The sequence below is a fragment of the Hoylesella marshii DSM 16973 = JCM 13450 genome, from assembly GCF_000146675.1.
GTDB classification, from domain to species: domain Bacteria; phylum Bacteroidota; class Bacteroidia; order Bacteroidales; family Bacteroidaceae; genus Prevotella; species Prevotella marshii.
Map to the genome: position 1 here is coordinate 2,316,112 of NZ_GL397214.1, position 26,220 is coordinate 2,342,331.

The window sequence follows — 26,220 nt, forward strand, 5'->3', positions numbered from 1 at the left end:
AAGGACGTTTCCGCCCCGTTTTGAGAAGTAGAAAACAGCCATGGGGGCTTACGAGCAAGGGTGCGGCCAATGAAAAGGCGTTCGACACCGAAAGCATCAAACCGCACGTGATTATCACGCCCGGCGTGGAGTTTAAGGAGCGGATGCGCCATATTTCCTACGAACGCGAGGTGAAAAAGAAAAAGCCGTAAGCGGCACGGCTCCGCTTTACTTCTCGCCCGCTGCGGGGCAAGGAGAACAAGGCTTCGCTTCCCAACTTACCTCCCGAGGCAAGAAGAACGGATTTCACCGCCTCGCGCTGCGATGATGAGGAAAGAGCAAGCCTCGCCGCCGGTCATGCAGGAAGTATAAGAAACACCTTTATATAAAAATTGCTTGATTGTAAATTGCTTTATTACACACGAAGAGTGGTACGCGTCGCGATGACGCGTACCACTCGCTTTTTAATGATTGAAAGGTAAGCGCTGTGGACATCAGGTGGGGTCTCCACCTCTTAGAACGATGCCTTTGTAAAAGGGAAAACCTCGGAGAGGTGACAGAATACAGGCAGGGGTGTATAACCCCTGACAAACATGCGCAAAAAGAAAAAGCCCCAAAGGGGCGATGGAATGGCAGCATATCCACTATCGTTCTGTCACTCCTCCGGAGTTTTAATGGAGGGGACGCTTTCATACAGGGGTTGCACTATCGCTTACCCCTACCTGTATTCTGTCGCACCTACAGTGCTCCATTCTGCTGTGATTTTTCGCCCCTTCGGAGCTATTGGATAAGATTCTCTTATCTCAAACTCGCATATAAATTGCTTGATTACACACAAAGAGTGGTACGCGTCGCGATGACGCGTACCACTCGCTTTGTGTTTGTGTGGACGATGTGTCGTTAGTTTTTAAACACCAATCCATCTCCGAAGGAATCTACGACGATGGGCTTATCCCTTGTCACCTTCTCGGCAAGTATCTGCTTCGACAAGTCGTTGAGCACATACCGCTGGATAGCCCGCTTTACCGGCCGCGCGCCAAACTCGGGGTCGAAGCCCACGGTGGCTAAGTAATCGATGGCCGCCGGCGTGACGTCGAGCGTGAAGCCCTGCGGGGCGAGCATCTTTTTCACGGCTGCTATCTGCAATTTCACCACCTCGGCAATCTCACTCTTGGAGAGCGGCAGGAACATGATGGTCTCGTCGATTCGGTTGAGAAACTCGGGGCGTATCGTCTTTTTGAGCATGCTCATCACCGTGGTCTTCGTTTCGTCGATGAGGTGGTCGCGGTTGCTATTGTTCATCTTCTCGAACTGACTCTGGATGTACTGTGAGCCGAGGTTGGAGGTCATGATGATGATGGTGTTTTTGAAGTTTACCGTGCGGCCTTTGTTATCGGTTAATCGGCCGTCGTCGAGCACTTGCAGAAGGATGTTGAACACATCGGGGTGCGCCTTTTCTATCTCGTCGAAGAGCACCACACTGTAAGGTTTGCGGCGCACGGCCTCGGTGAGTTGTCCGCCCTCGTCGTAGCCCACGTAGCCCGGAGGTGCACCGATGAGGCGCGAGACGCTGAACTTCTCCTGATACTCGCTCATATCGATACGCGTCATCATGGTCTCATCGTTGAAGAGATAGTCGGCGAGTGCCTTGGCCAACTCGGTCTTTCCTACGCCGGTGGTACCGAGGAAGATAAACGAGGCGAGGGGACGCTTCGGGTCTTGCAGGCCGGCACGGCTGCGGCGCACGGCATCGCTCACGGCGGCAATGGCTTCGTCTTGTCCGATGACACGGCGATGGAGTTCCTCCTCGAGGTGCAGTAGCTTCTCGCGTTCGCTTTGCATCATGCGCGTCACGGGGATGCCTGTCCATCGGCTCACGACCTCGGCAATGTCCTCTTCGGTCACTTCCTCGCGCACCATGCCCTCGCCGCCTTGCGTGGCTTTGAGCTGGAGCTGTATGTTTTCGATGTCGTCTTGCAGTTCTTTGAGCTTGCTGTAGCGAATCTCTGCCACGCGCTCGTAGTTGCCTTCGCGTTCGGCACGGTCTGCCTCGAACTTGAGGTTCTCTATTTGTTGCTTGTCTTGCTGGATGCGGTTGACAAGCGTCTTCTCGCTTTCCCACTTTGCGCGGAAAGTCTTTTCCTGTTCGCGTAAATCGGCAATGTCTTTGTCTAACTGTGCAATCTTAGGTTGGTCGTCTTCGCGTTTGATGGCTTCGCGTTCAATTTCGAGTTGTTTCAGCTTTCTTGTTATCTCGTCGAGCTCTTCGGGCACGGAATCGCGCTCCATGCGCAGCTTAGCGGCTGCCTCGTCCATGAGGTCGATGGCCTTGTCGGGCAGGAACCGGTCGCTGATGTATCGTTCGGAGAGCTTCACTGCGGCGATACAAGCATCGTCTTGGATACGCACCTTGTGGTGATTCTCATAGCGTTCTTTCAGTCCGCGGAGGATGCTGATGGCACTCATCTCGTCGGGTTCATCTACCATCACAGTCTGGAATCTGCGCTCCAAGGCCTTATCTTTCTCGAAGTATTTCTGATATTCGTTGAGCGTCGTAGCACCAATGCTGCGGAGTTCGCCCCGAGCCAATGCCGGTTTCAGTATGTTGGCGGCATCCATAGCACCCTCGCCTCCGCCGGCACCCACCAGTGTGTGTATCTCGTCGATAAAGAGGATGATGCGTCCTTCACTCTTTGTCACCTCGCTGATAACGCTTTTCAGTCGTTCCTCGAACTCGCCTTTATACTTTGCACCGGCCACCAGCGCACCCATGTCGAGCGAATAGAGCTGCTTGTCTTTCAGATTCTCGGGCACATCGCCCCGCACGATACGTTCGGCCAATCCCTCGACGATAGCTGTTTTACCCGTGCCCGGCTCGCCTATCAGTATGGGGTTGTTCTTTGTACGTCGCGAAAGAATCTGCAATACGCGGCGTATCTCGTCGTCGCGTCCAATCACGGGGTCGAGCTTTCCTGCGCGGGCTTCCTCCACCAAGTTCTTAGCGTATTTGGCGAGACTTTGGTAGTTTTCATCGGCCGATTGCGACGTCACTTTCTGGCCTTGACGCAGTTCGCTAATAGCGGCACGCATCTCTTTTTCCGTGCATCCCGCATCTTTCAATATGCTGCTTGCAGCGGAGCGCATCGCGAGCAGTGCCAGCAGCAGCGACTCAATGCTTACGAACTCGTCGCCCATCTCTTTCGAGATGTCCTCTGCCTTGAGCAGCACGCTGTTCGTATCGTTGCTCAGATAGGGTTGTCCGCCCTGTACGCGGGGCAGGTGCTGTACTTCAGAATCGGCAAGTGTAGAAATCTGCGCACCGTTTACGCCTAATTTCTGGAAGATATAATGGGTCACGTCACTCGCTTTTGTGAGCAACGCCTTCAACAGATGTACCGGTTCGATGCTCTGCTGACCGGCACGCTGCGCCGTATTCACGGCCTCTTGCACAGCCTCCTGCGCTTTGATTGTGTACTTATCGAAATTCATAGGGTGTTCTCCTTTCTTTGTTTGTTATTATCCTTGTTGATTGTTTCTGCTTCGCATCCCTCAAATCTTGTGCCCGCTTGCAATCGTGCCATTCTGTCTCCTCAACTACGACAGGATGGCAATACCCGCTTCCATGCAGACGCCTCTGAAGATAAGACAGCAATAATCCCCTTTCCACCTCGTCTGTGGGGGTGAGGAACAATAGGAATGGTACACCTTATTATATATGCGAGTATGGGATAAGGATATTGGGATGTTAACATAAGTGTTGAAAACGAAATTTGCAGTGCGGAATGGAGCGGAAACGAAGTTCGCTGACACGAAGAGGAAGCAAAGGCAAAGTGCGACAGAATCCCACAAACGATACGATTTGCCGTGGGAAAGGTTGCCGACCTTTCTATGTGCAAACGCCACCTGTACATAGGACGGACACCATCTGTACGGGGCATGAATGCCGACTTATCATCTGTCACTTTACGATCCTTAGAAGTTACAATCTCAAACTTTTGAGCACTGAATACTAAGGAATCATTACAAAAACGGGATGAAAAGTGATGAATTGAAAGCACCCTTTCCTGCCGAATCGGGAAGAAAAGGGTAGGGGAACCGGCACAGGAGGATAAAAGTATGGCGAACGGTTGCGGGTGAGAAGAGATAAAAAGCGAGGATGCCCCGACTTCGGCACATCTTCGGGTATCATTTTTATTTATAACTTACTGCCATAGCAGAGGTCTCCGGCGTCGCCGAACCCCGGCACAATGTACTTATGTTCATTCAACCCCGGGTCTATGGAGGCGCACCAAATGACCGTATTCTCGTGGGGGAATGTCTTTTCGATATGGGCGATTCCCTCTGGACTCGCAATCACACAGGCCACATGTATTTGTCGGGGTGTGCCCTTAGTAAGGAGTGCTTTGTATCCCAACTCCATAGAGCCACCGGTGGCGAGCATAGGGTCGGCAATAATGAGTGTCTTTCCTTCCAAATCGGGCGTGGCCAGATACTCCACGTGAATGCCTACCTTGGTATGAGCAGAATCTTCATATTCGCGATACGCGCTGACAAAGGCGTTACCCGCATGGTCGAAGACATTGAGGAATCCGTTATGGAAAGGTAGACCGGCACGAAAGATAGTGGCCAGCACCATTTTGTCTTCCGGCACTTGCACGCAGGATTCTCCCAAAGGTGTGGTGACGCGGCGTTCGGTATAACGTAGTGTTTTGCTGATTTCATAGGCCTCCATTTCGCCGATACGGAGGATGTTGTTACGGAAAAGAAGTCGATTTTTTTGATATTCAACGTCGCGAACCTCTGCTAAGTACTGGTTGATTATCGAATTTGTTTCACTGAAATTAATAATTTTCATCGTATGAATACTTAATTGATTTCAGAATACAAAGGTACTCAAATTCCCTTGCTTTTTGATAAGCGGGAATTACAAATATCTACTACTGCACTTTTTTTTCGTATTCTTTAACCTAAAAACGTGGCATTCTTCTTTTTTTCTAAACTATTTCTTGTGCAGAATAATTATTTTTTTCTACCTTTGCTTGCCGAATCGAGATAGGAAACCTATTTAATCACAACTAAAAAAGTATTAGGTAAAATGGCAAAATTTGACAAATCCGTATTAGAAAAATACGGCATTACAGGAACAAAAGAAGTCCTGTACAATCCTTCTTATGAAGTACTCTTCAATGAAGAAACCAAGGAAGGCCTGCAAGGCTATGAGGTGGGACAAGAGACCGAACTCGGTGCTATCAACGTGATGACGGGTATCTATACCGGCCGCTCGCCCAAGGACAAGTTTATCGTTGATGATGAAAATTCACACGATACCGTGTGGTGGACTTCAGAAGAGTACAAAAACGACAACCACCGTGCAACGAAAGAGGCTTGGCAGGCTGTAAAAGAAATTGCAAAGAAAGAGCTTTCCAACAAACGCTTGTTTGTGGTAGACGGCTTCTGCGGCACACATAAAGACACCCGTATGAAGGTTCGTTTCATCATGGAAGTAGCTTGGCAGGCACATTTCGTAACGAATATGTTTATTCGCCCCCAGAGCGAAGCCGACTTTGAACAGGAACCCGACTTCATTGTGTATAACGCCTCGAAAGCAAAAGTAGAGAATTACAAGGAATTGGGACTGAATTCGGAAACAGCCGTAGTCTTCAACGTAACAAGCAAGGAGCAGGTTATCATCAACACATGGTATGGTGGTGAGATGAAGAAAGGCATGTTCTCCATGATGAACTACTTCCTTCCGTTGAAAGGCATTGCCTCTATGCACTGCTCCGCCAATACAGATATGAACGGTGAGAATACGGCCATCTTCTTCGGCCTATCAGGAACTGGCAAGACCACACTCTCCACCGACCCGAAACGTAAGCTTATCGGCGACGACGAACATGGCTGGGACGACAAAGGCGTGTTCAACTACGAAGGCGGATGCTACGCCAAGGTTATCAATCTGGATAAGGATGCCGAACCCGACATCTACGGCGCCATCACACGCGACGCCCTGCTGGAGAACGTAACAGTAAGCAAAGACGGGAAGATAGATTTCGCAGACAAGAGCGTAACGGAGAATACCCGTGTTTCTTATCCTATCTATCATATCAAGAACATACAGCGACCCGCATCCGAAGGCCCTGCCGCCAAGCAGGTTATCTTCCTTAGTGCTGATGCTTTTGGTGTGCTACCTCCTGTGTCTATCCTCACACCCGAGCAGACCAAGTATTACTTCCTGTCGGGCTTTACAGCCAAATTGGCCGGTACCGAACGCGGCATCACAGAGCCTACCCCCACGTTCTCCGCATGCTTCGGACAGGCATTCCTCGAACTGCATCCTACAAAGTACGCCCACGAATTAGTGCGTCACATGCAGAAGAGCGGTGCCAAGGCATACCTCGTAAATACGGGATGGAACGGGACAGGTAAGCGTATCTCCATCAAAGACACGCGGGGTATCATCGATGCTATCCTGAACCACTCTATCGACGCTGCACCTACGAAGACGATTCCCTACTTCAACTTTACCGTTCCGACGAGGCTCGAAGGCGTTGCTACAGATATTCTCGACCCGCGCGACACCTATGCCGATGCCGCACAATGGGAGGAGAAAGCCAAAGACTTGGCCGCACGCTTCATCAAGAACTTCAAGAAATACGAAAGTAACGAAGACGGAAAAGCACTCGTGGCAGCAGGTCCGAAACTCTAACTCTCTATTTTTCTCATCTGGCCTGTCTGCCACCCGCAGACAGGCCTTTTAAATCTTTTATAACCATGGATACAATTAGAAAAATGTTTAGCGCATCGCCGCTTGTCGCAGTGGTCTTCTTCCTCTACGTCAAGTACATGCCCCTGTTTGCTCACTTCTTAGGTTTTACGGGAGAGCGAGAGGCCATCATTACACATGGGCTCTTTATTCCCCTCTCCTTTTTTCTCTGTATTGGCACACTGCGTTCCTATTTCCGCATTCAGTCAGAGGGACATGAAAAGCCCCAATCCCATACGATTGCCCGCCGCAGGAGGAATACCCTTATCGCCGGTTTTATCTACCTGTTCTTCTTCTGTTTCTCCATCTATGATGTCGTGTCTGTGCTCTAAGCTGCACCGCATCTGATGGGAAACCCCTGTAAAGTATAGGAGATTCCCTATCTAATAATAGGAATATCCGGTAGGTCGGTAAGAAAGAAACCTCTACTTTTGCATTATATCAAAGCGTATAAACTATTAAAACCATACTAAGATGAAAAAGTGGAACACCTTACTGACAATGATGCTCGTTGCAGCATTCTCTGTTGTGCTGACCGGCTGCGAAACCGACGACTATGATCAAGCACAAAACCTTTGGGGCGTGTGGGAAGGCAACCTCCACGTGACCATGACCTATGGCGGTACTGTTTATAAGGCTTATAAAACTGTTATCCGGTTCGATTACGACGAGGGCACTTACTCATCGGGTACGGGCTACGAGATAGACTATTACAGAAATGCGTTTTGGGGGCGCGACTATGCCGCCAGCCGCTTTACGTGGACAGTGCGCAACGGCAATATCTATATCTATTATACCGACGATGATTACAACGCCGTTATCCGCGAGTACACCATGCAGGGTGATTACTTTGAAGGCTACATCGACGGGGAGGATAACAGTGCTTATTTCCGTCTTATCAAAACGGCATCGCCCTACCGATGGGATACTTTCCGCTACGGATGGCATTACAATGCATCGATGAGCCGTGCCTCACTCGGCACTGATACGGCTCACACAGGGTTATCACCCAAACGTGGCATCGCCTCCAATCTTGTGATAGACGATAATACTTCTAAAACTGACAGGTTCGCACCTTAACGACAATTCAATACTCCATTTCTTCAAAGACAACGTGAGGGTATGCCTAAATAGGCATACCCTCAAAGCGTTTTCATGCACCATACATGATGTTTCAAATGGAGCGCTGTAGGTGCGACAGAATCTCCCAACCGATACGATTTGCTGTGGGAAAGGTTGCCGACCTTTCCTCGTACAAACGCCATCTATACATCGCACGAATGCCGACTTATCATCCCTCACTTTATGACCCCTTAAACCCCCATCGGTTCTCCATTCTGTTTCGTTATGAGAGGTGCTAACAGGAAAATAGGGAAAAAGTGAGAGGCGGGGTAGAATGCATGAAAAACAAAAAGGGCAGGAAATAAAAAAGAGGATGCGTCTGTTATTGACACGTCCTCATGACTCTCTGTGCGGAAAGTGAGGGATTCAAACCCCCGATACCCGAAAGGGGTATACCGGATTTCGAGTCCAGCGCATTCGATCACTCTGCCAACTTTCCTTCGATAGTGCAAAGGTAAATATTTAAATCGAGAAACCTGCAACAAAGCAAGGAATATTTACCCCAATCGATCATGAAACTGCCCATCTACCTTTTTATAGGGATGACATCGCTTCCCGTACAGCCTTTCATGACAGATTTGGATTACTTGAGTGCAAAATAAGACATTTTTTTGGAAGATTCGGAACCTTGGTACATCAATGCCGGTTGTATATTAGATGCAAAGCCGATTAAAGAATGAGCAGAAGGGGCAATGCGTGGGATATTTATCCCAACCGGTCATGTATTTTTCATCAACTATCAGTTCTTTTTTGCGTAAAAAAGGCAAGTATAGTGAAAAACCTACTATCTTTGTAAAAGATAGGCGGCACCTCGCGCTCTCGTAAGACAAGAGAATAGGTTCAGCCATCGGTATACTATCGTGATAGAATATGAATAAATAAAAGGTATGAAAAAATTATTGATGACCGCAGCCATAGCAAGTATTTCCCTTGTTGGCATGGCGCAGGAAACAGAAGAACTTCCGGTACAGAAACACTGTGTAGCCACCAATTCCTTTTGGAGCAACTGGTTCATACAGGCTGGTGCAGGTTGGAATACATGGTATTCGAGTCAGGAACACGGGCAGGGATTGCCCCGCAGTCCGTTTAAGAAGTTCCGTTCAAACCCCGGCTTTGCTGTTGCCATCGGCAAATGGTTCACCCCCGGTATTGCTTTGCGCACCAAGTTGCAAGGCATTTGGGGTAAGACCGTAGTAGATGCAACAGGCAGAGATAACGGAAACAAGTATTGGTCGTTGAATGAGCATGTGCTCTTCAACCTAAACAGTCTGGTGAAAGGCTACAATCCCGATCGCAGATGGAGCGTTATCCCGTTTTTGGGAGCCGGCATCGGACGTTCACTCACCCACAATCGTTATGCGATGAACCTCAGTATCGGTCTGATGAGTGAGGTGTATTTGTGTGAAAAGACGGCCATACACATCGAGATGGGATGGAACTACTTTGAGTCCGACATCGACGGAATGGAACATGTACGTGTACGACGCGGATGGTCTGCCCACGACAATCATCTGTATGCAGAGGTGGGGTTGACCTATCGCTTGGGCAAAGCCACATGGAGCAAAGTGCCCGATACGGAGGCGATGCGTGCGCTCTCACAGGCCGAACTCGACGCACTCAACGCCCAACTCAGCGATGCCAATGCCGAGAACGAGCGGCTACAGACACTGCTCAATGAGCAAAAGCCGACAGAAGAGACTGCAACTCCGGCTGCCCCACCGGTCACTGAAGTATCGGTATTCTTCGACCATGATGACGTACTGTCGTCGCCTAAAGACCTTGTAGACGTAGCAGCATTGGCAGACTATGCCAAAGAGAATCATGCAAAACTGACCGTGACAGGCTATGCAGATAGTGCTACAGGTCATGCAGAACAGAATCAGACGCTCGCTGAAAGACGGGCACAATGTTTGGCCAATGAGTTGATAAAGATGGGTATTGCCAAAGAAGACATCAGCATTGTAGCCAAAGGAGGTGTAAGCCAGCTCTCTCCGGCTCCCTATAATCGGCGGGCTACCGTGCAGATAACGACAAACTGACGAACGGCTTCTCGTAATGACCGCTAACAAAAATCGGCACCCGTAAGAACACGGATGCCGATTTTCTTTTGTGCAAACTATCGTCTTACCTCACGGCAATGGCTTTGGCCACTCCTTGGGTCTTTACAATATAGACACCTGCAGGCAGGCTGAGGGTATAACGATTGTTCACCATGCCCGTAAACATCAGCTTCCCACCGGCAGTGAATACCCGTACATCGGTAGGTGTAGTGGCAAGGAATGTCAGTTCGCCTGCTCCACCCATAGCAGTAAAGGTAGACCCCTTGGCATCATTGATACCCGACGAGATAGTGAAAGTTGCGGCTACTGTGGTCGCTTCAGTCACGATGAACTGTCCATCGTTGTCGAGCGGCTGGCCGTTAGCAGTGGCACTGACCAGCGCATATCCTGCGGCCGGTGTACTCTTAGCCACAAGCACGGTGTTCTTCGCTACCTTAGTGCCCGACAACACTTCCGTATCGGTGGTGGTAAATATCTTTACCGTACCGTTCTCTGCCGTAGCAACAGTGATATAAGCCATGGTACAACCGGAACCGTCTCCCTCGTAGTTAACTTTCCATCCCTTGGCAACGGCAATGGCCGATTCCGCATGCTCTGCATCATTATAGCTATCCGCTTTGTCGCCTTTCGCATAGAGCGTGTTGCCACGAGGCTTGCTCTCATCGCCCGTCTTGGGATATTGAGAGAGGCTGTAATAAAGGTCGTTGAGTGTGCAGGCATCCCATGAATTACCTCCCACATTAAGGTAAGCTAACTTATCGTGGCCGGTAAGGTCGAGTGAAATGAGTTTGTTGCCCTCGACAGACAACGTCGCAAGCAGCGGATTATGGGAAAGATTGAGCTGCGTGAGCTTATTGTTTGCAGTATGAAGCTCGGTCAAGTGCATATTGTTATCTACATTCAATACATTGAGGTTGTTATTCGACACATCCAGCTGTGCGAGGTCGGCCATGTCTCTCACGTCTATCTGCGAGATTTCATTGTGGTTCAGATTGAGGAACGTGAGCTTCTTGTTGTGGCTTACATCCAAAGCGGTCAGCCAATTGTTTTTCATATCAAGGTGGAGTAAGCCGGTTGCATTGGCTAAATTCAGCGATTCAATGTGGTTTCCATAGGCACGCAGGGTGGTGAGTTTCGGATTATTGCTCACATCGAGTGCCTCAAGGTCGCCATATGCGCAGTCGAGTGTTTCGAGTGCAGACAGACGGCTTACGTCAATCGAACCGATACGGTTCATATATGTTTGGAGGGAGCGTAGGTTGGTATTGCGGCTCAGGTCGATACTTGTAATGCGATTGTCGATGCTTACGCCCGGATAACTCGATATGTCGGCACCTGTTACTGCTCCATAAATGGTGACAGTGGTACCGGCCGTCGTACCCTTCACGAGGGTTGGAGTTGCACGCAGTACTACGGTCTCTTTCTCACCGTTGCCCCAATCTATTTGGATTTCCGTATCATCCGTATCAGCAGAGAGGAAATACTGTTGCTCTTTGCCGGAAGGAACTTTCAGAACAATGGCGTTGTTGTTGCCCGTAGCTTTGAACACAGGTTTCACCGTGGCAGCGGCAGAAACGACAAAGATGCTGTCAGCATATAGTTTCCCGTTGATTTCCACTCCCACGAACTCCATGCCGGCTGCGGGCGTACTCTTTACTCGGATGGGGAATCCCGGCAGAGCCTTGGCGGTAATATCGCCCCATGTATCATAGCTTCCGCCGTTTATCACTTGTGAAAGGGTGTACGTGCCATTGTCGGCCGCCAGAGCAGTGATGGAAATGGAGTCCATCGGTGCTGTACCGTCGCCCTCCACATCTACCTTATAATAATTGTCCTCATCATACTTCAGCAATTCGGTCTTGGCATGTTCGCCATGGGAACCGGCTATGAAAACATTCTTTCCATACGATGCCCCTGTGTGCACCGGCATGGCCATGAAAGTGAAGTTCAGCGACTGTGCGGTCATGTTTTCACAGTTCCGAATGTCGAGCTTTCTCAATCGATTGGTACCTATGGCGCCGTGCATATCAAGGAATTGTATACCTGTAGCCCGTGCGCTCACGTCGCGTAAGAAACGCTGATGCGAGAGGTCGAGGCGCTGAATGAGCGTACTGTCCACGTTGATATACTGCAAGTTGGGTAAATGTGCAAGCACCAACCGTTCTATCTTCGTACTGTTGAGGATAAGCGTTGTCAGAACCTTATTCGTTGTTAGGTCGAGCTTTGTCAGAGCAGTATGCGGAGCATTGAGTGCGATAAGCTCTGTGTTGTTCACAAGATTCAGCTCCTTAATGGACGTCTTGCCGATAGAGAGTTTCTCAAGTTTGGCTTGGCAGGTCACATCTATTGCTTCCATCCACTGGCTTCCCGTCACGTCGATGTCGCGCAATTCGGGGTAATTGGTGTTCAACTCCAGCTCCGAAAGATTGTCATTCGCCAGATTCAGGTATTTCAGATTCGGTAAACTGACGGGATAAAAATGTGTCACATCGCAATCAGACATATCAATATTTGTAAGTGCTGTGCTACCGTTGGCAAACAACACCGTCGTCAATGTCGGGTTATGGTTGATGGAAAAGATGCTCAGTTTCGTAAACAGACGCAGGTCGAGCCTCACGATACTGTTGTTGTTCAGGTTGATATTCTCCAAGTTGGGGGCTCCCGACAGGTCGAGTCCGTCGTAGGTCAGCTCATTCTTGTGCATATCAAGATTGATAAGATGGGGTTGTGCCGAGAGTTTCAGGTAACTCACCTTACTTTCAGATACCTCCAGTTCCTTAAAGTCTCCATACACTCGCACGGTATCGCTCAACAACTTACCCGTACACTTCTTAGAACTGCTCCACCCCTCGAGTTGCGCTTCCTTGATGGTGCCATCGCCCCAATCCACATACACCTTGTCGGCATCATTCATTCGGGTTACACGCACTGTAAGGTTTTCTCCCGTGGGAATAGCAGTTGCAATCACCACTTTTCCCTCATCGGCCATTACATGACCCACGGAAAGACACGTTAGCAAAAAGCTAAATAGTAATTTTTTCATGCATTTGTTAGGTTTTAGGTTATAGAATAGTATCAATAATAAATGATTGCAAAGATAGTATTTTCCTTTTACGGCGCAATAGCAAACCGAATAAATCATTTCATCAATGGGAATAAAAACTGTAATAATGAAATAGGAAAGGCATGAACATTCTATGTGAAAACCAAACTATTATCGGTAAAAATACCCGATTCGTCCATTGAAATCTATTAGTATCTTTAACTTTATTCTGTTTTTATTACCATATGTTCTTCGTGTTCTTCCTTTTAATTGCGTATCTTTACGCCCGATTTAATGAAAGACATATCCTATTAAACTCAATTATTATGAAAAGAAACGTTACTGTTTTTTCAGCATGCTTGTGCATGTTTTTGCCTTCTGTTTCTGTGAAGGCGCAGGTGTTAAAGGCCGTGGAATGCAAACCCAAGGCAGAATTGATGGTATCTCAGTCTGGTGGTACTACCGATGCCAATTACAGTTTGCCGGTACCTTTACGTAACATCGCGACCATTAAGAAGACCGACAATGCCGTGTGTAACTTGCTTGTAAGGCATCGCGCAATTAACGGCGGAGCTTGGTTGTTGGCATCTAAAGAGCGCGAAGTCGTGTTTAACGATGCTTCGAAAAACAGCCCTACAGCATGGGAATGGACAATTCCCGGGGCAACCGAATCGTCATTGCAGACACAAAATGCTGCTGCCAAGTATGCCACACAAGGCGTCTTCGACTTCCCAACACTCGAAGTTACAACAGCAGGAGGCAAGAGTTCGTACCATGCCGACTTAAAGATGAAGGCTGGAGGTACCTCTGAAATCACTACAATAGACATGCGTCAATGGGGATCGACCTATCAACTGACCATGTTACCGTTCAATGATGGTATTAACGTAGGGGGATGTTTAGGTGGCACCAATAACAAGGGCATCGTCGGCGTAGGCAATCTTTTCATGATAGGAACAGATGAAGCCTATCTGGATGGAGTAAATGTTTACCTGCACCACAAGCCTACAAAGTATAAGGCAAATGCTAAGCTTGTACTGAAAATATGGATGGTGCAAATTCCGAAAACGGGTGATTTGAAGTTCACAACCACTCCCGTAGAAGCACAAACCTTGAAGATGGAAGATATAAAAGCCGATGGTGAAGACGGTGCATGGGCTCCCGTTGAGGGTGGAGCTGTTGCTGCATTCCGTTTCGATACGCCTTTAGACCTCTTTGGGAAAGGTCTTTTCTTTGTTTCGGTTGAAGGTTTCAGCAATGACCCTGCTACAGAAGACTTCTGCATACTGACCGACCAAATCGGAACGAACCTCTCCGGTGTCGATGTAAACAACCGTCTGGCACACAATTCCTTTGCCCGATTGAAAGGTGAGACCGATTACCTGCGTCCCATCAGTTCGTATGGAGGCGGAACAGGTAGCTTTGCCATCTGCCCGCTTATCAGAATCCCGATGGCGACAACCGGCATCTCATCTGCCCAAAACGGCACTTCAAAAGTATTCCATGCGACGTATGCCAACGGAGCACTGACCCTTTCAACTAATCATAGCGGTATTGTGAAAGTATTCGACCTAACAGGAAAGCTCGTGAGAAATATAGAAGTGCAATCCGGTACAGCAAGCATTTCGATGCCCGAACTGAACAGTGGCGTTTACATTGTGCAGGGACCTCGTGGAGAAAACGTGAAACTCGCATTCTAAATCATCAGAAATATATCAAAGTAATAAACATGAAAACAATTATTAAAACCCTTTTGGCATCGATATTCGCTATCTTTGCAACACATCATGCCGGTGCACAAACCCATCAATGGAAGTTTGTCACCACAGGCGAAGGCAGCACCTACGCCATAGAAAAAGACGGTTCGCTATGGGCTTGGGGATGGAACGAAAGCGGACAGTTAGGTATCGGAGGCGGTGCCGGCAAAGTATCAATCCCCACAAGAGTTGGTACGGACAACAATTGGAAGAGCGCCGTGGCCGGACAATCTTATGCTTTCTTCATTAAAACCGATGGTACATTATGGGCTGTGGGTGACAATACGAAGGGAGTACAAGGCGTTGGCGACGGTACAGGGCATAAGACACCGGTACAAGTAGGCACCGACAACAATTGGAAAAGCGTTGCTGTGACCCGTTTCTTCGGACATACCGCCATCGGATTGAAAACAGATGGCACTCTATGGGGCTGGGGAGAAGGAGAAAAAGGAGCGTTAGGCATGGGCAATTATGCCAACCAATCTACTCCCAAACAGATAGGAACAGACAATAATTGGACGCAGGTGGCCGTAGGGGATGCATCTGTCATAGCTCTGAAAGCCGACGGTTCACTGTGGGGATGGGGCTGGAATAACAAAGGTACGCTCTGCGGTCTTCCCAAACACACAAAAGTTCCTACCCGTATCGGCACAGAAACCGATTGGAAAAGCGTATTTGCTGTTTCCACAAGTGCTTACGGAATAAAGACCGACGGCTCGCTTTGGGTATGGGGCTCGGCAGACAACAACGTATTGGGACTCAACGATGAGAACATTACCAAGGTGACAACGCCACGGAAAATCACGTCCATCAGCGAAGAGGTGGTGTTTATTTCGGGCTACAGAAACGGCCGCGTGATAGGCGTCGGCACAGCAGGTGTGGCCACAAAGATATATGTTTGGGGCACAAACGAGGACGGTGCATTGGGCAATGGCACAGGAGTAGCTGCCGATAACCCCAGTGGCGGTATCACGTATGCAGCACTTCCTGTGGTTGTTAAACTGCCGAAAGATGTAAAAGTCACACAACTGACATCGGGCGAGGCCTATTCCATCGTATTAACCGATAAGGGAAAACTGTACGGTTGGGGGAAGAACCGTGGCGGACAATTGGGCGATCATGCCACAGAAAGTCAGATGACATTCAGCTCTCTGCCTATTGTGGCCGGTGAAAAAGCCAAAGAAGTACAGACGGTATTTACGTTCGACGCCCAACACATTCCCGCATCGTTGAAAGATGCCAAAGAAATCATATTGGAAGGAGAATGGAGCACCGTAGACTTTGCTCATCTCACAGCTGCTATCGGCAATAACTCCGGCTTCCCGCCGGCAGGCAATTCCGTGATTGAAAAGCTGGATATGAGCAAAGCTACCATCAAAGACGGTACGTCATTATATGTGGAATACGGCGCAGGAAGCGTGGGCACATTCCAAGGATGCAAAGCTTTGAAAGAGGTGGTGATGCCGGCTGATGCCGAAGCTGCTCACTTCACCAGTTTCCGTTCGGCTTTCCAGAACTGCAAAAAACTGGAAGCAATCAATCTGAAAGGTTGTATCAATGTACGGAATATGTCGGATGCCTTCTTCGGATGCGAAACATTGAAGAATTGCGACCTGTCGTCCTGCAACAAGCTCACCGGCACAGAAAGTCTTTTCGACCAATGTTCGTCTTTGGAAGAGGTGAAACTTCCTGCCACGATTACATTGCAGAAGTATGCTTTCGGCAACTGCTCAAAACTGAAAAAGATAGATTGGAGCTTGTATGGGGCTATCGTTGCACCCGACTTTGCCAAAGATTTGTTCCAATACGTCACCAACTTAAAGGCAATCACTCTGGTTGTTCCCGATGCCGCATACAGTGCCTTTGCTGCCCACAACGATTGGAAGAAACTGAATCTCGTAAAGGCATCTACCACCGGTATTCATGATGTTGTACAGGGCAAGGCCAATATGAGCAACAAGGTTTACGACCTGCAAGGACGTTATCTGACAACTGTAAGCAGCGAGAAGGAACTCGACAATCTGCCGAAAGGTGTCTATATTTATAATGGTAGGAAAGTGATGGTGAAATAATCGTCACCCTGCTCTACACACTCTGCAAAGCAAGCATCTACTGCTCTCTTTGCCGATATCCTATAAGTGCTAAGGGGTTATGTCGTAACCCTTTAGCACTTACTTTTTTGTCTATACCTTTTCTTCTATTCCAAATCGTGCATGAGCGCTTGTATAGATTTTATTTGATGGTCGTGCAGATGGTTTGTCGTCTGTCGAAGGCATAGCGAGCTACATCGAGAAAGGGCGGCATGCAAGATACCGGCAAGCGAATGGAAGATGACAGGAAGCGAAATCATCCCTATTAAAAGGGTAGATGAGCAGTCTCATGACCGATTTTGGTCCAAGATATACAGGTGGTTGCGAGCATCCCATATTCTGCTGGTGAGCAAAAGAAATTCCGCTGGTGAGCAGAAAAAAGTTTGCTGGTGAGCAGAAAACGGCTCGCTCATTAAGGCCTTTCTCCACCCTCTGCGCAGAGCGTATCAGCGCTTGTGATTGATTGGGGTTCTAACAGCGCCTCGTCGTTTTTCCTCCGCTTGGTCATTATTTGCTGTCAGGAAACGGTTTATTCATCATAAATTCGTATATTTGCCACAAGCAATTGTTCAACTTAAAACAAGCTGGCCTCATGAAATATGCAGACTACATCGAACAGATTGAGATAGAATCGTTGTGGAGCGGACGAAAGCACGTGGTGTGGAACCTCGACCGTCAGGTAAACGTACTCAGCGGTGTAAACGGTGTGGGCAAAAGCACCATCTTAAACAAAGTGGTGAAAGGCCTGTCTACAAGTGGCGAAATAACCTACGAACCCGCACGGGGCGTGCACCTGAAAGTCTATCCTGCCGATGCCGAACGCATTCGTTACGACGTAATCCGCTCGTTCGACAAACCGCTCATCAATGCCGATACCATCACAAAAATGAACCTCTCGTTGGCTACGGAGCTTGATTGGCAAATCTTCCAGCTGCAACGCAAATACCTCGATTACCAAGTAAACATGGGCAATCGTATCATTACAGCCCTGCAAAGCGGTAACCCCGATACGGCCAGCGAGGCACAACGCATCTCCGAACCCAAACGTAAGTTTCAGGATATGCTCGACAATCTCTTCGCCGAAACAGGCAAAACTATCGTCAGAAGCGAAAACGAGATACAATTCATGCAGATGGGTGAGACGTTGATGCCTTATCAGCTCTCGAGCGGCGAGAAACAGATGCTCGTCATCCTGCTCACCGTGCTCGTAGAAGACAGTCTGCCCTATGTACTCTTTATGGATGAACCGGAGGTCAGCCTGCATGTGGATTGGCAGCAACGTCTTATCGACCTTATCATCGACCTCAATCCCAATGTGCAGATTATCCTTACCACCCATTCGCCGGCCGTTATCATGAACGGATGGATGGACAGAGTCACAGAGGTTTCCGATATCACCGACCAACACTGACATGCCATGGGCAGACGACTCAACGACCATCTTTCCTCTCATTATTTCGACGCTGCCAACCACCTCACCTCCAAGCGTGCACGGCGAAAGATAGTAGCTTATGTGGAGAGTTACGATGATATTCTCTTCTGGCGCACCGTGCTTGGCAGTTTTGAAGACCACACCCGTTACTTCGAGGTGATGCTTCCCTCGCGAATCAGTCTCGTGAAAGGCAAGAAATCCGTATTGATGAATCTGCTTTCCCGACAAGTGGGCAGCAGTATGATTGCCTGCGTAGATGCCGACTATGATTACCTTCTGCAGGGGTGTACACCGCTTTCGCGACAGGTTGTGGGCAATCCTTACGTGTTCCATACCTACGTCTATGCCATCGAAAACTATCGCTGCTATGCGCAAAGTCTGCACGAGGTCTGCGTGATGGCAACGCTCAACGACCATCATATCTTCGATTTTGTGGAATATCTCGAAGCCTTTTCCAAAGCCATCTTTCCCCTCTTTGTCTGGAATATCTGGGTTTATCGACAAGGCATCTACGGCCAATTCACTTTGACAGATTTCAACCGAGTAGTAGAAACCGGCCATTTCAACCTGCAAAATCCCTATGCCGCCATTGAAAAACTACGGCGAAAAGTAGGCCGATACATACAGATACTGCAAAGAAAGCATCCCGATGCCAAAGAGAGTTACATCGCTTTGAAAAATGAACTCAAAGCACTTGGCGTAACGCCTGCCACCACCTACCTTTATATACAAGGACACCATCTGTACGACAGCCTTGTCGTTCCCATGCTCAAACGTGTGTGCAATGAGCTTAGACGTGAGCGCGAGAACGAGATTTACCGCAATGCCGTGCATTCCACACAACGTCACAACGAGCTGGCTTCTTATGCCCATTGTGCAGAAGAGGTAGAGGGAGTATTGAGAATGAACATGGGGTACACACTCTCCGCTCCTTTCCAGCGACTCTGCAACGATATTGCAGCCTTCTTGGAGCGAGATGCCAACCGCTCGTCTGTGGATGCCGTCTCATGAAAGAACCGGCAACAAACACTCGCTTTCCCCTTTTCCTTTTGTATCTTTGCAGTCAATCAACCCTTTAAAAACATCATTTTATGAAAATACAGATTATCAACGGACCTAATTTAAACCTGCTCGGCATGCGGGAACCGGACATCTACGGCAACAACAGCTTTGAGAATTTCCTGCCGAAGTTGAGGGCTGAATATCCCGAAGTGGCGTTGGAATACTTTCAAAGCAATGTGGAGGGCGAACTGATAGACAAGATGCAGGAAGTAGGATTCTGCTTCCAAGGCATTATCCTTAACGCCGGAGCTTACACGCACACCAGCATTGCCCTGCAAGACTGCATCCGCGCCATCACCGCTCCTACCGTTGAGGTGCACATTTCCAATATTCACGCACGCGAAGAGTTCCGCCATCATTCGCTGATAGCCGGTGCCTGCGTGGGCACTGTCTGCGGTTTCGGGCTTCTTTCCTACAGACTTGCTCTCGAAGCACTTATCAACCGGCAAAACAAAGAACGATGACCGACAACGAGAAACTCGACCGTTATATCCTCGACCATATTGATGCCGAGGGCGAATACCTGTACCGTCTTTATCGCGCCACGAATGTTCATCTGCTTCACGGGCGAATGGCCAGCGGACATTTGCAGGGACGTTTGCTCAAAATGCTTGTGCAGATGATACGTCCGAAGAATGTGCTCGAGGTAGGAACATTCAGCGGTTACAGTGCGATATGTATGGCCGAAGGTCTCGAAGCGGGAGGCATGGTATGGACATTTGAAGTGAACGATGAGCAGGAAGCCTTTACCCGACCATGGATAGAGGGCTCTTCGGTGGCGGAAAAGATACGTTTCCTTATCGGCGACGCTGTGGAGGAAGCCCCCAAATTGGGCGTTATTTTCGACTTCGTGTTTATCGACGGCGATAAACGCACTTACCTTGAGACCTACGAAATGGCACTTTCAATATTGCGGAAAGGTGGCTTCATTTTGGCCGACAACACCCTTTGGGATGGTCATGTGACAGACCCTGCCTATGACAAAGATGCCCAGACACGCGGCATCAGAACCTTCAACGATGCCATTGCCAACGATGCGCGGGTGGAAAAGGTGATACTGCCGCTAAGAGACGGGCTTACTTTGATTCGGAAAAAGTAGCGCAGAGTGGCCTATGTCACAAATAAAGAGAATAAAACTTTTGTGTTCTTCTTGATAAATACTACCTTTGCACATAGTAAGAAGAAAGAAATAACTATGCAAGAGACAAGACAAAACCGCATCGCACGCCTGTTACAAAAGGAGTTGAGCTTGATTTTCCAAACCCAGACACGCAGTATGCACGGTGTGATGGTCAGCGTGACGCGGTGCCGCATATCACCGGATTTGAGCATCTGCACGGGCTATCTCAGCATCTTCCCTTCCGAACGAGGCGAAGAGATATTAAAGAATATCAACGCAAACGCGCAAACCATACGTTACGACCTTGGCACACGAGTGCGCAATCAGTTGCGTATCATCCCGGAAGTACGCTTTTTCTTAGACGATTCGCTCGACTATATAGAAAAGATAGACCGACTGTTAGAGAAAGACAAGCAAGCCGGCAACTCCTCGCAAACCGCTCAAGAATAAACGCGCTTCAGCTTATCTGCCGCTTGCAGTTTCGGAAAAATGCCGAAAAAGAAAGCTTTTTCCCGCGCACAATGCGGCATGCGACTATCTTTGAACAATGAATTTCCCCTTTTATATTGCACGTCGTTACCTCTTCTCAAAGAAGAGTACCAACGCCATCAATGTCATCAGTCTCATCTCTGTTATAGGAGTGATTGTGGCCACCATGGCGCTTGTCATCGTGTTAAGTGTCTTCAACGGCTTTCACGACTTAGTGGCCTCGCTCTTTACGACCTTTGACCCGCAGTTGGAAGTCGTGCCCGCAAAGGGGAAAAGCGTACCCTCCGACGACCCCATACTCACCCGTATTCGCCAACAACCCGAGATTGCTGTGGCCACGGAGTGTCTGGAAGACCAAGCATTAGCCGTCTATCGCGACAAGCAGGCCATGGTAACGGTGAAAGGGGTGGAAGATAACTTCACACAACTGACGCACATTGAAGACATTCTCTATGGCGATGGCACCTTCGGACTGCAAGCGGCTAATCTGCAATATGGTGTCATCGGCATACGGCTGGCACAGGTATTAGGCACAGGAACACGATGGAACGGCTATCTGAAACTGTTTGCTCCTTCACGAGATGCCGATTTTGACATCACAAACCCTCGTTCCGGCTTTGTTGTAGACTCGCTTTTCTCCCCGGGCGTGGTCTTCTCTGTGAAGCAGGCACGCTACGACCGAGGCTACATTCTCACCTCTATCGCCTTTGCACGAAGCCTTTTTGAACGGCAGGGCGAACTCTCTTCGTTGGAGATAAAGCTGAAACCCGATTGTGATGTTGAAGCTGTGAAAACGCGCATGCAGCACATCGCCGGAGAGAAATACCGCATACTCGATCGCTACGAACAACATGCCGATACCTTCCGCATCATGAACATCGAGAAAATCATTGCCTACCTCTTTCTTACTTTCATTCTTGTAGTGGCTTGTTTCAATATCGTTAGTTCGCTGTCTATGCTCATTATCGACAAGAAGAACGATGTGGTGACGCTGAGAAATTTAGGTGCCGACGATCAACAAATCGTGAAGATATTCCTTTTCGAGGGACGTTTGATTGCTTTCATTGGGGCAGTCATGGGTGTACTGCTTGGCCTTTTTCTCTGCTGGATGCAACAGATGTACGGATGGGTGAGCCTCGGCGAGAGCAGTGGAAGTTTCGTTGTAGATGCTTATCCCGTAAGTGTGCATTATGGCGATGTATTGATTGTCTTCCTTACGGTAGTCCTTGTAGGTGCACTTTCCACATGGTATCCCGTAAGATACCTCAGCAAACGATTGCTTAACAACTGACGTTCTCGAGATACAAGCAAAAAGCAAGACTCATCAGACCTTCGCGGCGTGATGAGTCTCTTTACTTTTCTTCTGACTTAAATTTCTATACTGGTTGATATAGAAGTCATCCTTACAACAATCACCGCAAATATATAAAAAGAATCTATACGAACCAAATAAATTGCGATATTTTTCTTTGAAATGCGTATTTTTCTTTTCTTTTTGCGTTATTTGTCGTGTATTTTTATTTCTTTTTGAAGCCTTAATGCTCTGATTGCTTTCTTTTCGTTTATCCAAAGGTATGCTTTCTCAGATGAATAATAACGGTGTTTTTCAGCCTTCGGCAGGGGATAAGCCAAGCATCGATAACCCCGCGAAACACACGCTTTATCAAAATGATTTGTAAGAGCATAGCTTTGAGCATGTAAAAAGATAGCTTTGAGCGCGTTAAAGGATAGCTTTGAGGACGTAAAAGCTATGTTCTGTCAAATCCCGGGCTGTCTTGCAGTCTTTCAATGGTTGAAGAAGTGTCTGTCAGACGGGGAGCTGCGGTCTCCTAAAAACGTTTTCTGTTAGGTACAAGACGAGTAGAGAAGCAGAAAGCAAACAGGCATTGTTTGCGATGATGGCTACCAACAAAAAAGGTTACAACCTTGAAGTTGCAACCTTTTATCTGTATATGAAAATCAGGATTAGTTCTTAAAGAAGTCCTTAACGGCCTCGTTAGGCACCATCTGCTCATCGAAAATATAAGCACCGGTCTTGGGGCTTTTCACCATTTTGATAACCTTTGTATATGCGCGACCATCCTTCGAGCCTTCGTGGAGGGTAGCAACGGTTTTCTTTGCCATATGTTGAGCTGTTTTATTGGGTTATTACTTAATCTCTTTATGAAGTGTCATTTTCTTCAGAATGGGATTGAATTTCATGAGTTCCATACGTTCCGGCGTGTTCTTACGGTTCTTTGTCGTCACGTAACGGCTGGTTCCGGGCAGTCCGCTATTTTTCATTTCGGTACATTCCAAAATGACTTGTACCCTATTGCCTTTTGCTTTCTTTGCCATAGTTCTTATTCTCCTATCACTTTAATATCTTTCCATTCGCAGTAACCTTTGGAGACAGCTTGCTTAAGAGCAGCATCAAGTCCAACCTTGTTGATAAGGCGTAAACCGGCGGCACTTATTTTCAGGCTAATCCAGCAGCCCTCTTCCACGTAGTAGAACTTTTTATTGAATAAGTTCACATCAAAACTGCGCTTTGTGCGGTGCTTTGAGTGGGAAACGTTGCAGCCTATCTGTGCTTTCTTCCCTGTAATCTGACAAATCTTCGACATCTCTATCTTAATTTTATATTTTTCCGTTTATGTAACTATTCCAAACAGGGTGCAAAATTACGTTTTTTATACGAAACGCCCAAATATTCTATGTAAGAAAAGAGGCATTTAAGTTTTTTTTTGAGTTGATGGGTGCCCTGTTGTGTCAAAATATTTTGGCGGTCGATTTATCCTTTGGGTGTTACGGACTGTTCTTCCTGCAGAAATGCGAGAAACATTTGCAAGGCTTTACTCGTAGCAACGGCTAAATTGATATCGCGGCCTTCGTCTTCCGTCAGTTTCATGGTCACGATTTTATCCTTGTTTCCACAAGCCAACCAGATGGTACCGACGGGGATTTCGGCCGTTCCTCCTCCCGGTCCGGCCACACCGGTGGAAGCGATGGCATAATCTACGTTCAGCGTATGAATCGTACCTCTTACCATGGCTTCGGCCACTTCCTCGCAAACGGCGGTTTTCTCTTCCAGCAAATGATGGTCTACCTGTAAGAGTTTTTCTTTTACTTCATTGGTGTAGGCGATGATACCTCCCTTGAAATAGGTGGATGCCCCCGGTACAGCGATGATAGATTCGGCAATTCTGCCGCCTGTACAACTTTCAGCCGTGCCCACGGTTTTTCCTGTTTCGTAGAGCAGTTGCTGAATCTCTTTGCTTAAAATTTTATTTTCCAATCCCATGATTTCAATTGTTTAAGGGTGAAATATTTATATCAACTGATGGTTGCATTTATTGGAAAGTGACCTTAGAAAAAGCCGGTTTGCTGATGGAGCAAAACTTTCCGTCAAGGTACTTGTAGTATCCGGTAATGGCAATCATGGCCGCATTATCTGTCGTATAGCTGAATTTCGGTATGTAAATCGTCCATCCGTACTTCTCGGAATGCTCATGGAAAGCGTTCCTAAGCCCGTTGTTGGCTGATACACCACCAGCCACGGCCACATGGGTGATACCTGTTTGTTTGACCGCCTCACGGAGTTTCTTCATCAGAATATCGACAATGGTATATTCTAAGCTCGCAGCAAGGTCTTCTTTGTGGTGCTCGATGAAGTCAGGATCTTCTTTTGTCCACTCTCGCAGGTTGTAGAGAAACGATGTTTTCAGGCCGCTGAAGCTGTAATCAAGCCCCGAGATGCGAGGCTCTGCAAAGCGATAAGCATGCGGATTGCCCTGTCGTGCGAGTCGGTCGATAATGGGACCGCCCGGATATCCTAAGCCCATGACCTTGGAACACTTGTCGATGGCCTCTCCGGCAGCATCGTCGATGGTCTGCCCCAGCACCTCTATATCGTTGTAAGCATTGATTTTCACGATTTGCGAATTACCTCCGCTTACAAGCAGGCAGAGGAATGGGTAGGGCGGAACGTGGGTGTCAGCATCGGCTTCCTTAATGAAATGTGCCAAAACATGTCCCTGTAAATGATTGACATCTACCAAAGGAATGTCCAACGAACGGGCAAGTCCCTTGGCAAAACTCACGCCCACAAGTAGAGAGCCCATCAATCCCGGGCCGCGTGTAAAGGCTATAGCAGTCAGTTGCTCTTTTGTGATGCCGGCACGGCTGAGTGCCTGATCAACGACAGGTACGATATTTTGTTGATGGGCACGGGATGCCAACTCGGGAACAACGCCTCCGTAAGCCTTGTGAACTTCCTGAGAAGCCGTTACATTGCTAAGCAACACGTCGTTGCGCAGTACTGCCGCCGATGTATCGTCGCAGCTGCTTTCTATACCTAATATATATATGTCCTTGCGTTTGCTCATTGTGTAAGGATTTCTACGCCATGTTCTGTCATGAGGAAAGTATGCTCCCATTGCGCACTGGGCTGTTCATCGCCTGTAATAACCTCCCATCCGTATTCATCGTCAGCATCGATAAACACTTTCCATGTGCCCATATTAATCATCGGTTCGATGGTGAAGACCATACCCGGTACGAGCAACATGCCCGTGCCACGATGGCCGAAATGCAACACTTCAGGTTCTTCGTGGAAATGAAGACCCACACCGTGACCGCACAAATCGCGCACTACGCCATAATGATACTTCTCTGCATGCTTCTGAATGGCATGTCCGATATCGCCCACAAAGCCATAAGGACGGGCTGCCTCGGCACCTATTTCAAGACATTCCTTGGTAACTCGCACCAACTGCTCTTTCTCCGGAGAGGTCTTTCCGATAATAAACATGCGTGAAGCATCGGCATAATAACCGTCGAGAATGGTGGTAAAGTCTACGTTGATGATGTCTCCTTCTTTCAGCACATCCGTCTCTTTGGGGATGCCATGGCACACTACTTCGTTGATACTCGTACAGACACTCTTGGGAAAGCCTTCATAATTGAGGCAGGCAGGTATGGCACCGTGGGATGTACAGTAGTCGTAGCAGATATGATCTATCTCCAACGTGTTCATACCCGCGCAGATATGTTTGGCCACTTCATCGAGTACGCCGGTATTCACGATGCCGCTTCTGCGTATTCCCTCTATCTGCTCGGGTGTTTTGATTAAATCTCTCGACGGCACTTCCTTGCCTTTGTTCTCCCAATACATCACCTGTTTGTCCATCTCGGTCAGTTCTTGACCGCTTAAAGCGTGCCACTTCCTCTTTTTAAGCCTCATCTTTCTTTGCTTTACAATGTCGTTTAAGAGAAAGGACAGACACGCCAATAGCATGCCTGTCCTCAGCGATTGTCGG

General features: G+C 48.2%; 21 protein-coding genes, 1 tRNA gene and 1 pseudogene. 13 read left to right on the forward strand and 10 right to left on the reverse strand.

Annotated features, from left to right (window positions below; genetic code table 11):
* Positions 1–191 (forward strand): annotated as a pseudogene (locus tag HMPREF0658_RS09525) (hypothetical protein); the annotation flags it as partial.
* Between the two features lie 688 nt (positions 192–879).
* Here HMPREF0658_RS09525 and clpB read toward each other — a convergent pair.
* Both clpB and upp read right to left on the reverse strand, forming a co-directional pair.
* Positions 880–3,468, reverse strand: a complete 2,589-nt coding sequence (clpB, locus tag HMPREF0658_RS09530; protein ID WP_006950457.1) for an ATP-dependent chaperone ClpB — start codon at positions 3,466–3,468, stop codon at positions 880–882.
* A gap of 706 nt (positions 3,469–4,174) precedes the next feature.
* Positions 4,175–4,834: a uracil phosphoribosyltransferase gene (gene upp / locus HMPREF0658_RS09535; protein ID WP_006950459.1), complete on the reverse strand. Its 660-nt coding sequence runs from the start codon at positions 4,832–4,834 to the stop codon at positions 4,175–4,177.
* Between the two features lie 240 nt (positions 4,835–5,074).
* Here upp and pckA point away from each other — a divergent pair, with 240 nt between their 5' ends.
* The 3 genes from pckA to HMPREF0658_RS09550 all read left to right on the forward strand — a co-directional run bounded on the left by pckA (position 5,075) and on the right by HMPREF0658_RS09550 (position 7,825).
* Complete coding sequence (pckA, locus tag HMPREF0658_RS09540; protein WP_006950460.1) at positions 5,075–6,688, forward strand: phosphoenolpyruvate carboxykinase (ATP); 1,614 nt, start codon at positions 5,075–5,077, stop codon at positions 6,686–6,688.
* 65 nt (positions 6,689–6,753) lie between these two features.
* The gene (locus HMPREF0658_RS09545) at positions 6,754–7,077 is read left to right on the forward strand and encodes a hypothetical protein (RefSeq protein ID WP_006950461.1); all 324 of its coding nucleotides are present in this window, start codon (positions 6,754–6,756) and stop codon (positions 7,075–7,077) included.
* Between the two features lie 142 nt (positions 7,078–7,219).
* Positions 7,220–7,825 carry a hypothetical protein gene (locus HMPREF0658_RS09550; protein WP_006950462.1) on the forward strand — a complete coding sequence of 202 codons (606 nt, stop codon included), beginning with the start codon at positions 7,220–7,222 and terminating at the stop codon, positions 7,823–7,825.
* A 393-nt stretch (positions 7,826–8,218) separates the two neighbouring features.
* On the opposite strand, the gene HMPREF0658_RS09555 is transcribed toward HMPREF0658_RS09550, so the two are convergent.
* Positions 8,219–8,306 (reverse strand) — tRNA-Ser (locus HMPREF0658_RS09555).
* Between the two features lie 448 nt (positions 8,307–8,754).
* Between HMPREF0658_RS09555 and HMPREF0658_RS09560 the strand changes: the two genes are divergently transcribed.
* A complete protein-coding gene (locus tag HMPREF0658_RS09560) occupies positions 8,755–9,906 on the forward strand; it encodes an OmpA family protein (RefSeq protein ID WP_006950464.1) in 1,152 nt (383 codons plus the stop codon).
* Between the two features lie 85 nt (positions 9,907–9,991).
* Here HMPREF0658_RS09560 and HMPREF0658_RS09565 read toward each other — a convergent pair whose 3' ends face one another.
* A complete protein-coding gene (locus HMPREF0658_RS09565; protein WP_006950465.1) occupies positions 9,992–12,970 on the reverse strand; it encodes a leucine-rich repeat domain-containing protein in 2,979 nt (992 codons plus the stop codon).
* 326 nt (positions 12,971–13,296) lie between these two features.
* Between HMPREF0658_RS09565 and HMPREF0658_RS09570 the strand changes: the two genes are divergently transcribed.
* The 8 genes from HMPREF0658_RS09570 (at position 13,297) to HMPREF0658_RS09605 (ending at position 22,211) form a co-directional block, all read left to right on the forward strand.
* Positions 13,297–14,670, forward strand: coding sequence for a T9SS type A sorting domain-containing protein (locus HMPREF0658_RS09570; protein WP_040557749.1), 1,374 nt, complete (start codon positions 13,297–13,299; stop codon positions 14,668–14,670).
* 29 nt (positions 14,671–14,699) lie between these two features.
* Positions 14,700–16,799 carry a leucine-rich repeat protein gene (locus HMPREF0658_RS09575; RefSeq protein ID WP_006950467.1) on the forward strand — a complete coding sequence of 700 codons (2,100 nt, stop codon included), beginning with the start codon at positions 14,700–14,702 and terminating at the stop codon, positions 16,797–16,799.
* A 610-nt stretch (positions 16,800–17,409) separates the two neighbouring features.
* A complete protein-coding gene (locus tag HMPREF0658_RS09580) occupies positions 17,410–18,228 on the forward strand; it encodes an AAA family ATPase (RefSeq protein WP_006950469.1) in 819 nt (272 codons plus the stop codon).
* 6 nt (positions 18,229–18,234) lie between these two features.
* The gene (locus tag HMPREF0658_RS09585) at positions 18,235–19,260 is read left to right on the forward strand and encodes a DUF4435 domain-containing protein (RefSeq protein WP_006950470.1); all 1,026 of its coding nucleotides are present in this window, start codon (positions 18,235–18,237) and stop codon (positions 19,258–19,260) included.
* An 80-nt stretch (positions 19,261–19,340) separates the two neighbouring features.
* On the forward strand, positions 19,341–19,775 hold the full coding sequence (aroQ, locus tag HMPREF0658_RS09590) for a type II 3-dehydroquinate dehydratase (RefSeq protein ID WP_006950471.1): 435 nt from the start codon (positions 19,341–19,343) through the stop codon (positions 19,773–19,775).
* Positions 19,772–20,410 carry an O-methyltransferase gene (locus HMPREF0658_RS09595; protein ID WP_006950472.1) on the forward strand — a complete coding sequence of 213 codons (639 nt, stop codon included), beginning with the start codon at positions 19,772–19,774 and terminating at the stop codon, positions 20,408–20,410. Before aroQ ends, HMPREF0658_RS09595 begins: the two co-directional genes overlap by 4 nt.
* A 96-nt stretch (positions 20,411–20,506) precedes the next feature.
* Positions 20,507–20,881, forward strand: a complete 375-nt coding sequence (gene rbfA / locus HMPREF0658_RS09600) for a 30S ribosome-binding factor RbfA (RefSeq protein ID WP_024990903.1) — start codon at positions 20,507–20,509, stop codon at positions 20,879–20,881.
* A gap of 97 nt (positions 20,882–20,978) precedes the next feature.
* Positions 20,979–22,211 carry an FtsX-like permease family protein gene (locus HMPREF0658_RS09605; RefSeq protein WP_006950474.1) on the forward strand — a complete coding sequence of 411 codons (1,233 nt, stop codon included), beginning with the start codon at positions 20,979–20,981 and terminating at the stop codon, positions 22,209–22,211.
* A gap of 674 nt (positions 22,212–22,885) precedes the next feature.
* Here the strand turns inward: HMPREF0658_RS09605 and HMPREF0658_RS11165 are convergent.
* The 6 genes from HMPREF0658_RS11165 to map all read right to left on the reverse strand — a co-directional run bounded on the left by HMPREF0658_RS11165 (position 22,886) and on the right by map (position 26,144).
* On the reverse strand, positions 22,886–23,044 hold the full coding sequence (locus tag HMPREF0658_RS11165; RefSeq protein ID WP_006950479.1) for a DUF4295 domain-containing protein: 159 nt from the start codon (positions 23,042–23,044) through the stop codon (positions 22,886–22,888).
* Positions 23,045–23,068: 24 nt separating this feature from the next.
* Positions 23,069–23,257: a 50S ribosomal protein L33 gene (gene rpmG, locus HMPREF0658_RS09610; RefSeq protein WP_006950481.1), complete on the reverse strand. Its 189-nt coding sequence runs from the start codon at positions 23,255–23,257 to the stop codon at positions 23,069–23,071.
* 5 nt (positions 23,258–23,262) lie between these two features.
* Positions 23,263–23,526, reverse strand: coding sequence for a 50S ribosomal protein L28 (gene rpmB / locus HMPREF0658_RS09615; RefSeq protein ID WP_006950483.1), 264 nt, complete (start codon positions 23,524–23,526; stop codon positions 23,263–23,265).
* Between the two features lie 167 nt (positions 23,527–23,693).
* On the reverse strand, positions 23,694–24,203 hold the full coding sequence (locus tag HMPREF0658_RS09620; RefSeq protein ID WP_006950484.1) for a CinA family protein: 510 nt from the start codon (positions 24,201–24,203) through the stop codon (positions 23,694–23,696).
* Between the two features lie 49 nt (positions 24,204–24,252).
* On the reverse strand, positions 24,253–25,287 hold the full coding sequence (gene tsaD / locus HMPREF0658_RS09625; RefSeq protein ID WP_006950485.1) for a tRNA (adenosine(37)-N6)-threonylcarbamoyltransferase complex transferase subunit TsaD: 1,035 nt from the start codon (positions 25,285–25,287) through the stop codon (positions 24,253–24,255).
* Positions 25,284–26,144, reverse strand: a complete 861-nt coding sequence (gene map, locus HMPREF0658_RS09630; protein ID WP_024990904.1) for a type I methionyl aminopeptidase — start codon at positions 26,142–26,144, stop codon at positions 25,284–25,286. Before map ends, tsaD begins: the two co-directional genes overlap by 4 nt.
* Positions 26,145–26,220: the final 76 nt, after the last annotated feature.

Bases quoted from the DNA above. Each gene is read 5' to 3' on its own strand.
- clpB (WP_006950457.1), bottom strand. From the start codon at position 3,468: ATGAATTTCGATAAGTACACAATCAAAGCGCAGGAGGCTGTGCAAGAG.
- upp (WP_006950459.1), bottom strand. From the start codon at position 4,834: ATGAAAATTATTAATTTCAGTGAAACAAATTCGATAATCAACCAGTAC.
- pckA (WP_006950460.1), top strand. From the start codon at position 5,075: ATGGCAAAATTTGACAAATCCGTATTAGAAAAATACGGCATTACAGGA.
- HMPREF0658_RS09545 (WP_006950461.1), top strand. From the start codon at position 6,754: ATGGATACAATTAGAAAAATGTTTAGCGCATCGCCGCTTGTCGCAGTG.
- HMPREF0658_RS09550 (WP_006950462.1), top strand. From the start codon at position 7,220: ATGAAAAAGTGGAACACCTTACTGACAATGATGCTCGTTGCAGCATTC.
- HMPREF0658_RS09560 (WP_006950464.1), top strand. From the start codon at position 8,755: ATGAAAAAATTATTGATGACCGCAGCCATAGCAAGTATTTCCCTTGTT.
- HMPREF0658_RS09565 (WP_006950465.1), bottom strand. From the start codon at position 12,970: ATGAAAAAATTACTATTTAGCTTTTTGCTAACGTGTCTTTCCGTGGGT.
- HMPREF0658_RS09570 (WP_040557749.1), top strand. From the start codon at position 13,297: ATGAAAAGAAACGTTACTGTTTTTTCAGCATGCTTGTGCATGTTTTTG.
- HMPREF0658_RS09575 (WP_006950467.1), top strand. From the start codon at position 14,700: ATGAAAACAATTATTAAAACCCTTTTGGCATCGATATTCGCTATCTTT.
- HMPREF0658_RS09580 (WP_006950469.1), top strand. From the start codon at position 17,410: ATGAAATATGCAGACTACATCGAACAGATTGAGATAGAATCGTTGTGG.
- HMPREF0658_RS09585 (WP_006950470.1), top strand. From the start codon at position 18,235: ATGGGCAGACGACTCAACGACCATCTTTCCTCTCATTATTTCGACGCT.
- aroQ (WP_006950471.1), top strand. From the start codon at position 19,341: ATGAAAATACAGATTATCAACGGACCTAATTTAAACCTGCTCGGCATG.
- HMPREF0658_RS09595 (WP_006950472.1), top strand. From the start codon at position 19,772: ATGACCGACAACGAGAAACTCGACCGTTATATCCTCGACCATATTGAT.
- rbfA (WP_024990903.1), top strand. From the start codon at position 20,507: ATGCAAGAGACAAGACAAAACCGCATCGCACGCCTGTTACAAAAGGAG.
- HMPREF0658_RS09605 (WP_006950474.1), top strand. From the start codon at position 20,979: ATGAATTTCCCCTTTTATATTGCACGTCGTTACCTCTTCTCAAAGAAG.
- HMPREF0658_RS11165 (WP_006950479.1), bottom strand. From the start codon at position 23,044: ATGGCAAAGAAAACCGTTGCTACCCTCCACGAAGGCTCGAAGGATGGT.
- rpmG (WP_006950481.1), bottom strand. From the start codon at position 23,257: ATGGCAAAGAAAGCAAAAGGCAATAGGGTACAAGTCATTTTGGAATGT.
- rpmB (WP_006950483.1), bottom strand. From the start codon at position 23,526: ATGTCGAAGATTTGTCAGATTACAGGGAAGAAAGCACAGATAGGCTGC.
- HMPREF0658_RS09620 (WP_006950484.1), bottom strand. From the start codon at position 24,203: ATGGGATTGGAAAATAAAATTTTAAGCAAAGAGATTCAGCAACTGCTC.
- tsaD (WP_006950485.1), bottom strand. From the start codon at position 25,287: ATGAGCAAACGCAAGGACATATATATATTAGGTATAGAAAGCAGCTGC.
- map (WP_024990904.1), bottom strand. From the start codon at position 26,144: ATGAGGCTTAAAAAGAGGAAGTGGCACGCTTTAAGCGGTCAAGAACTG.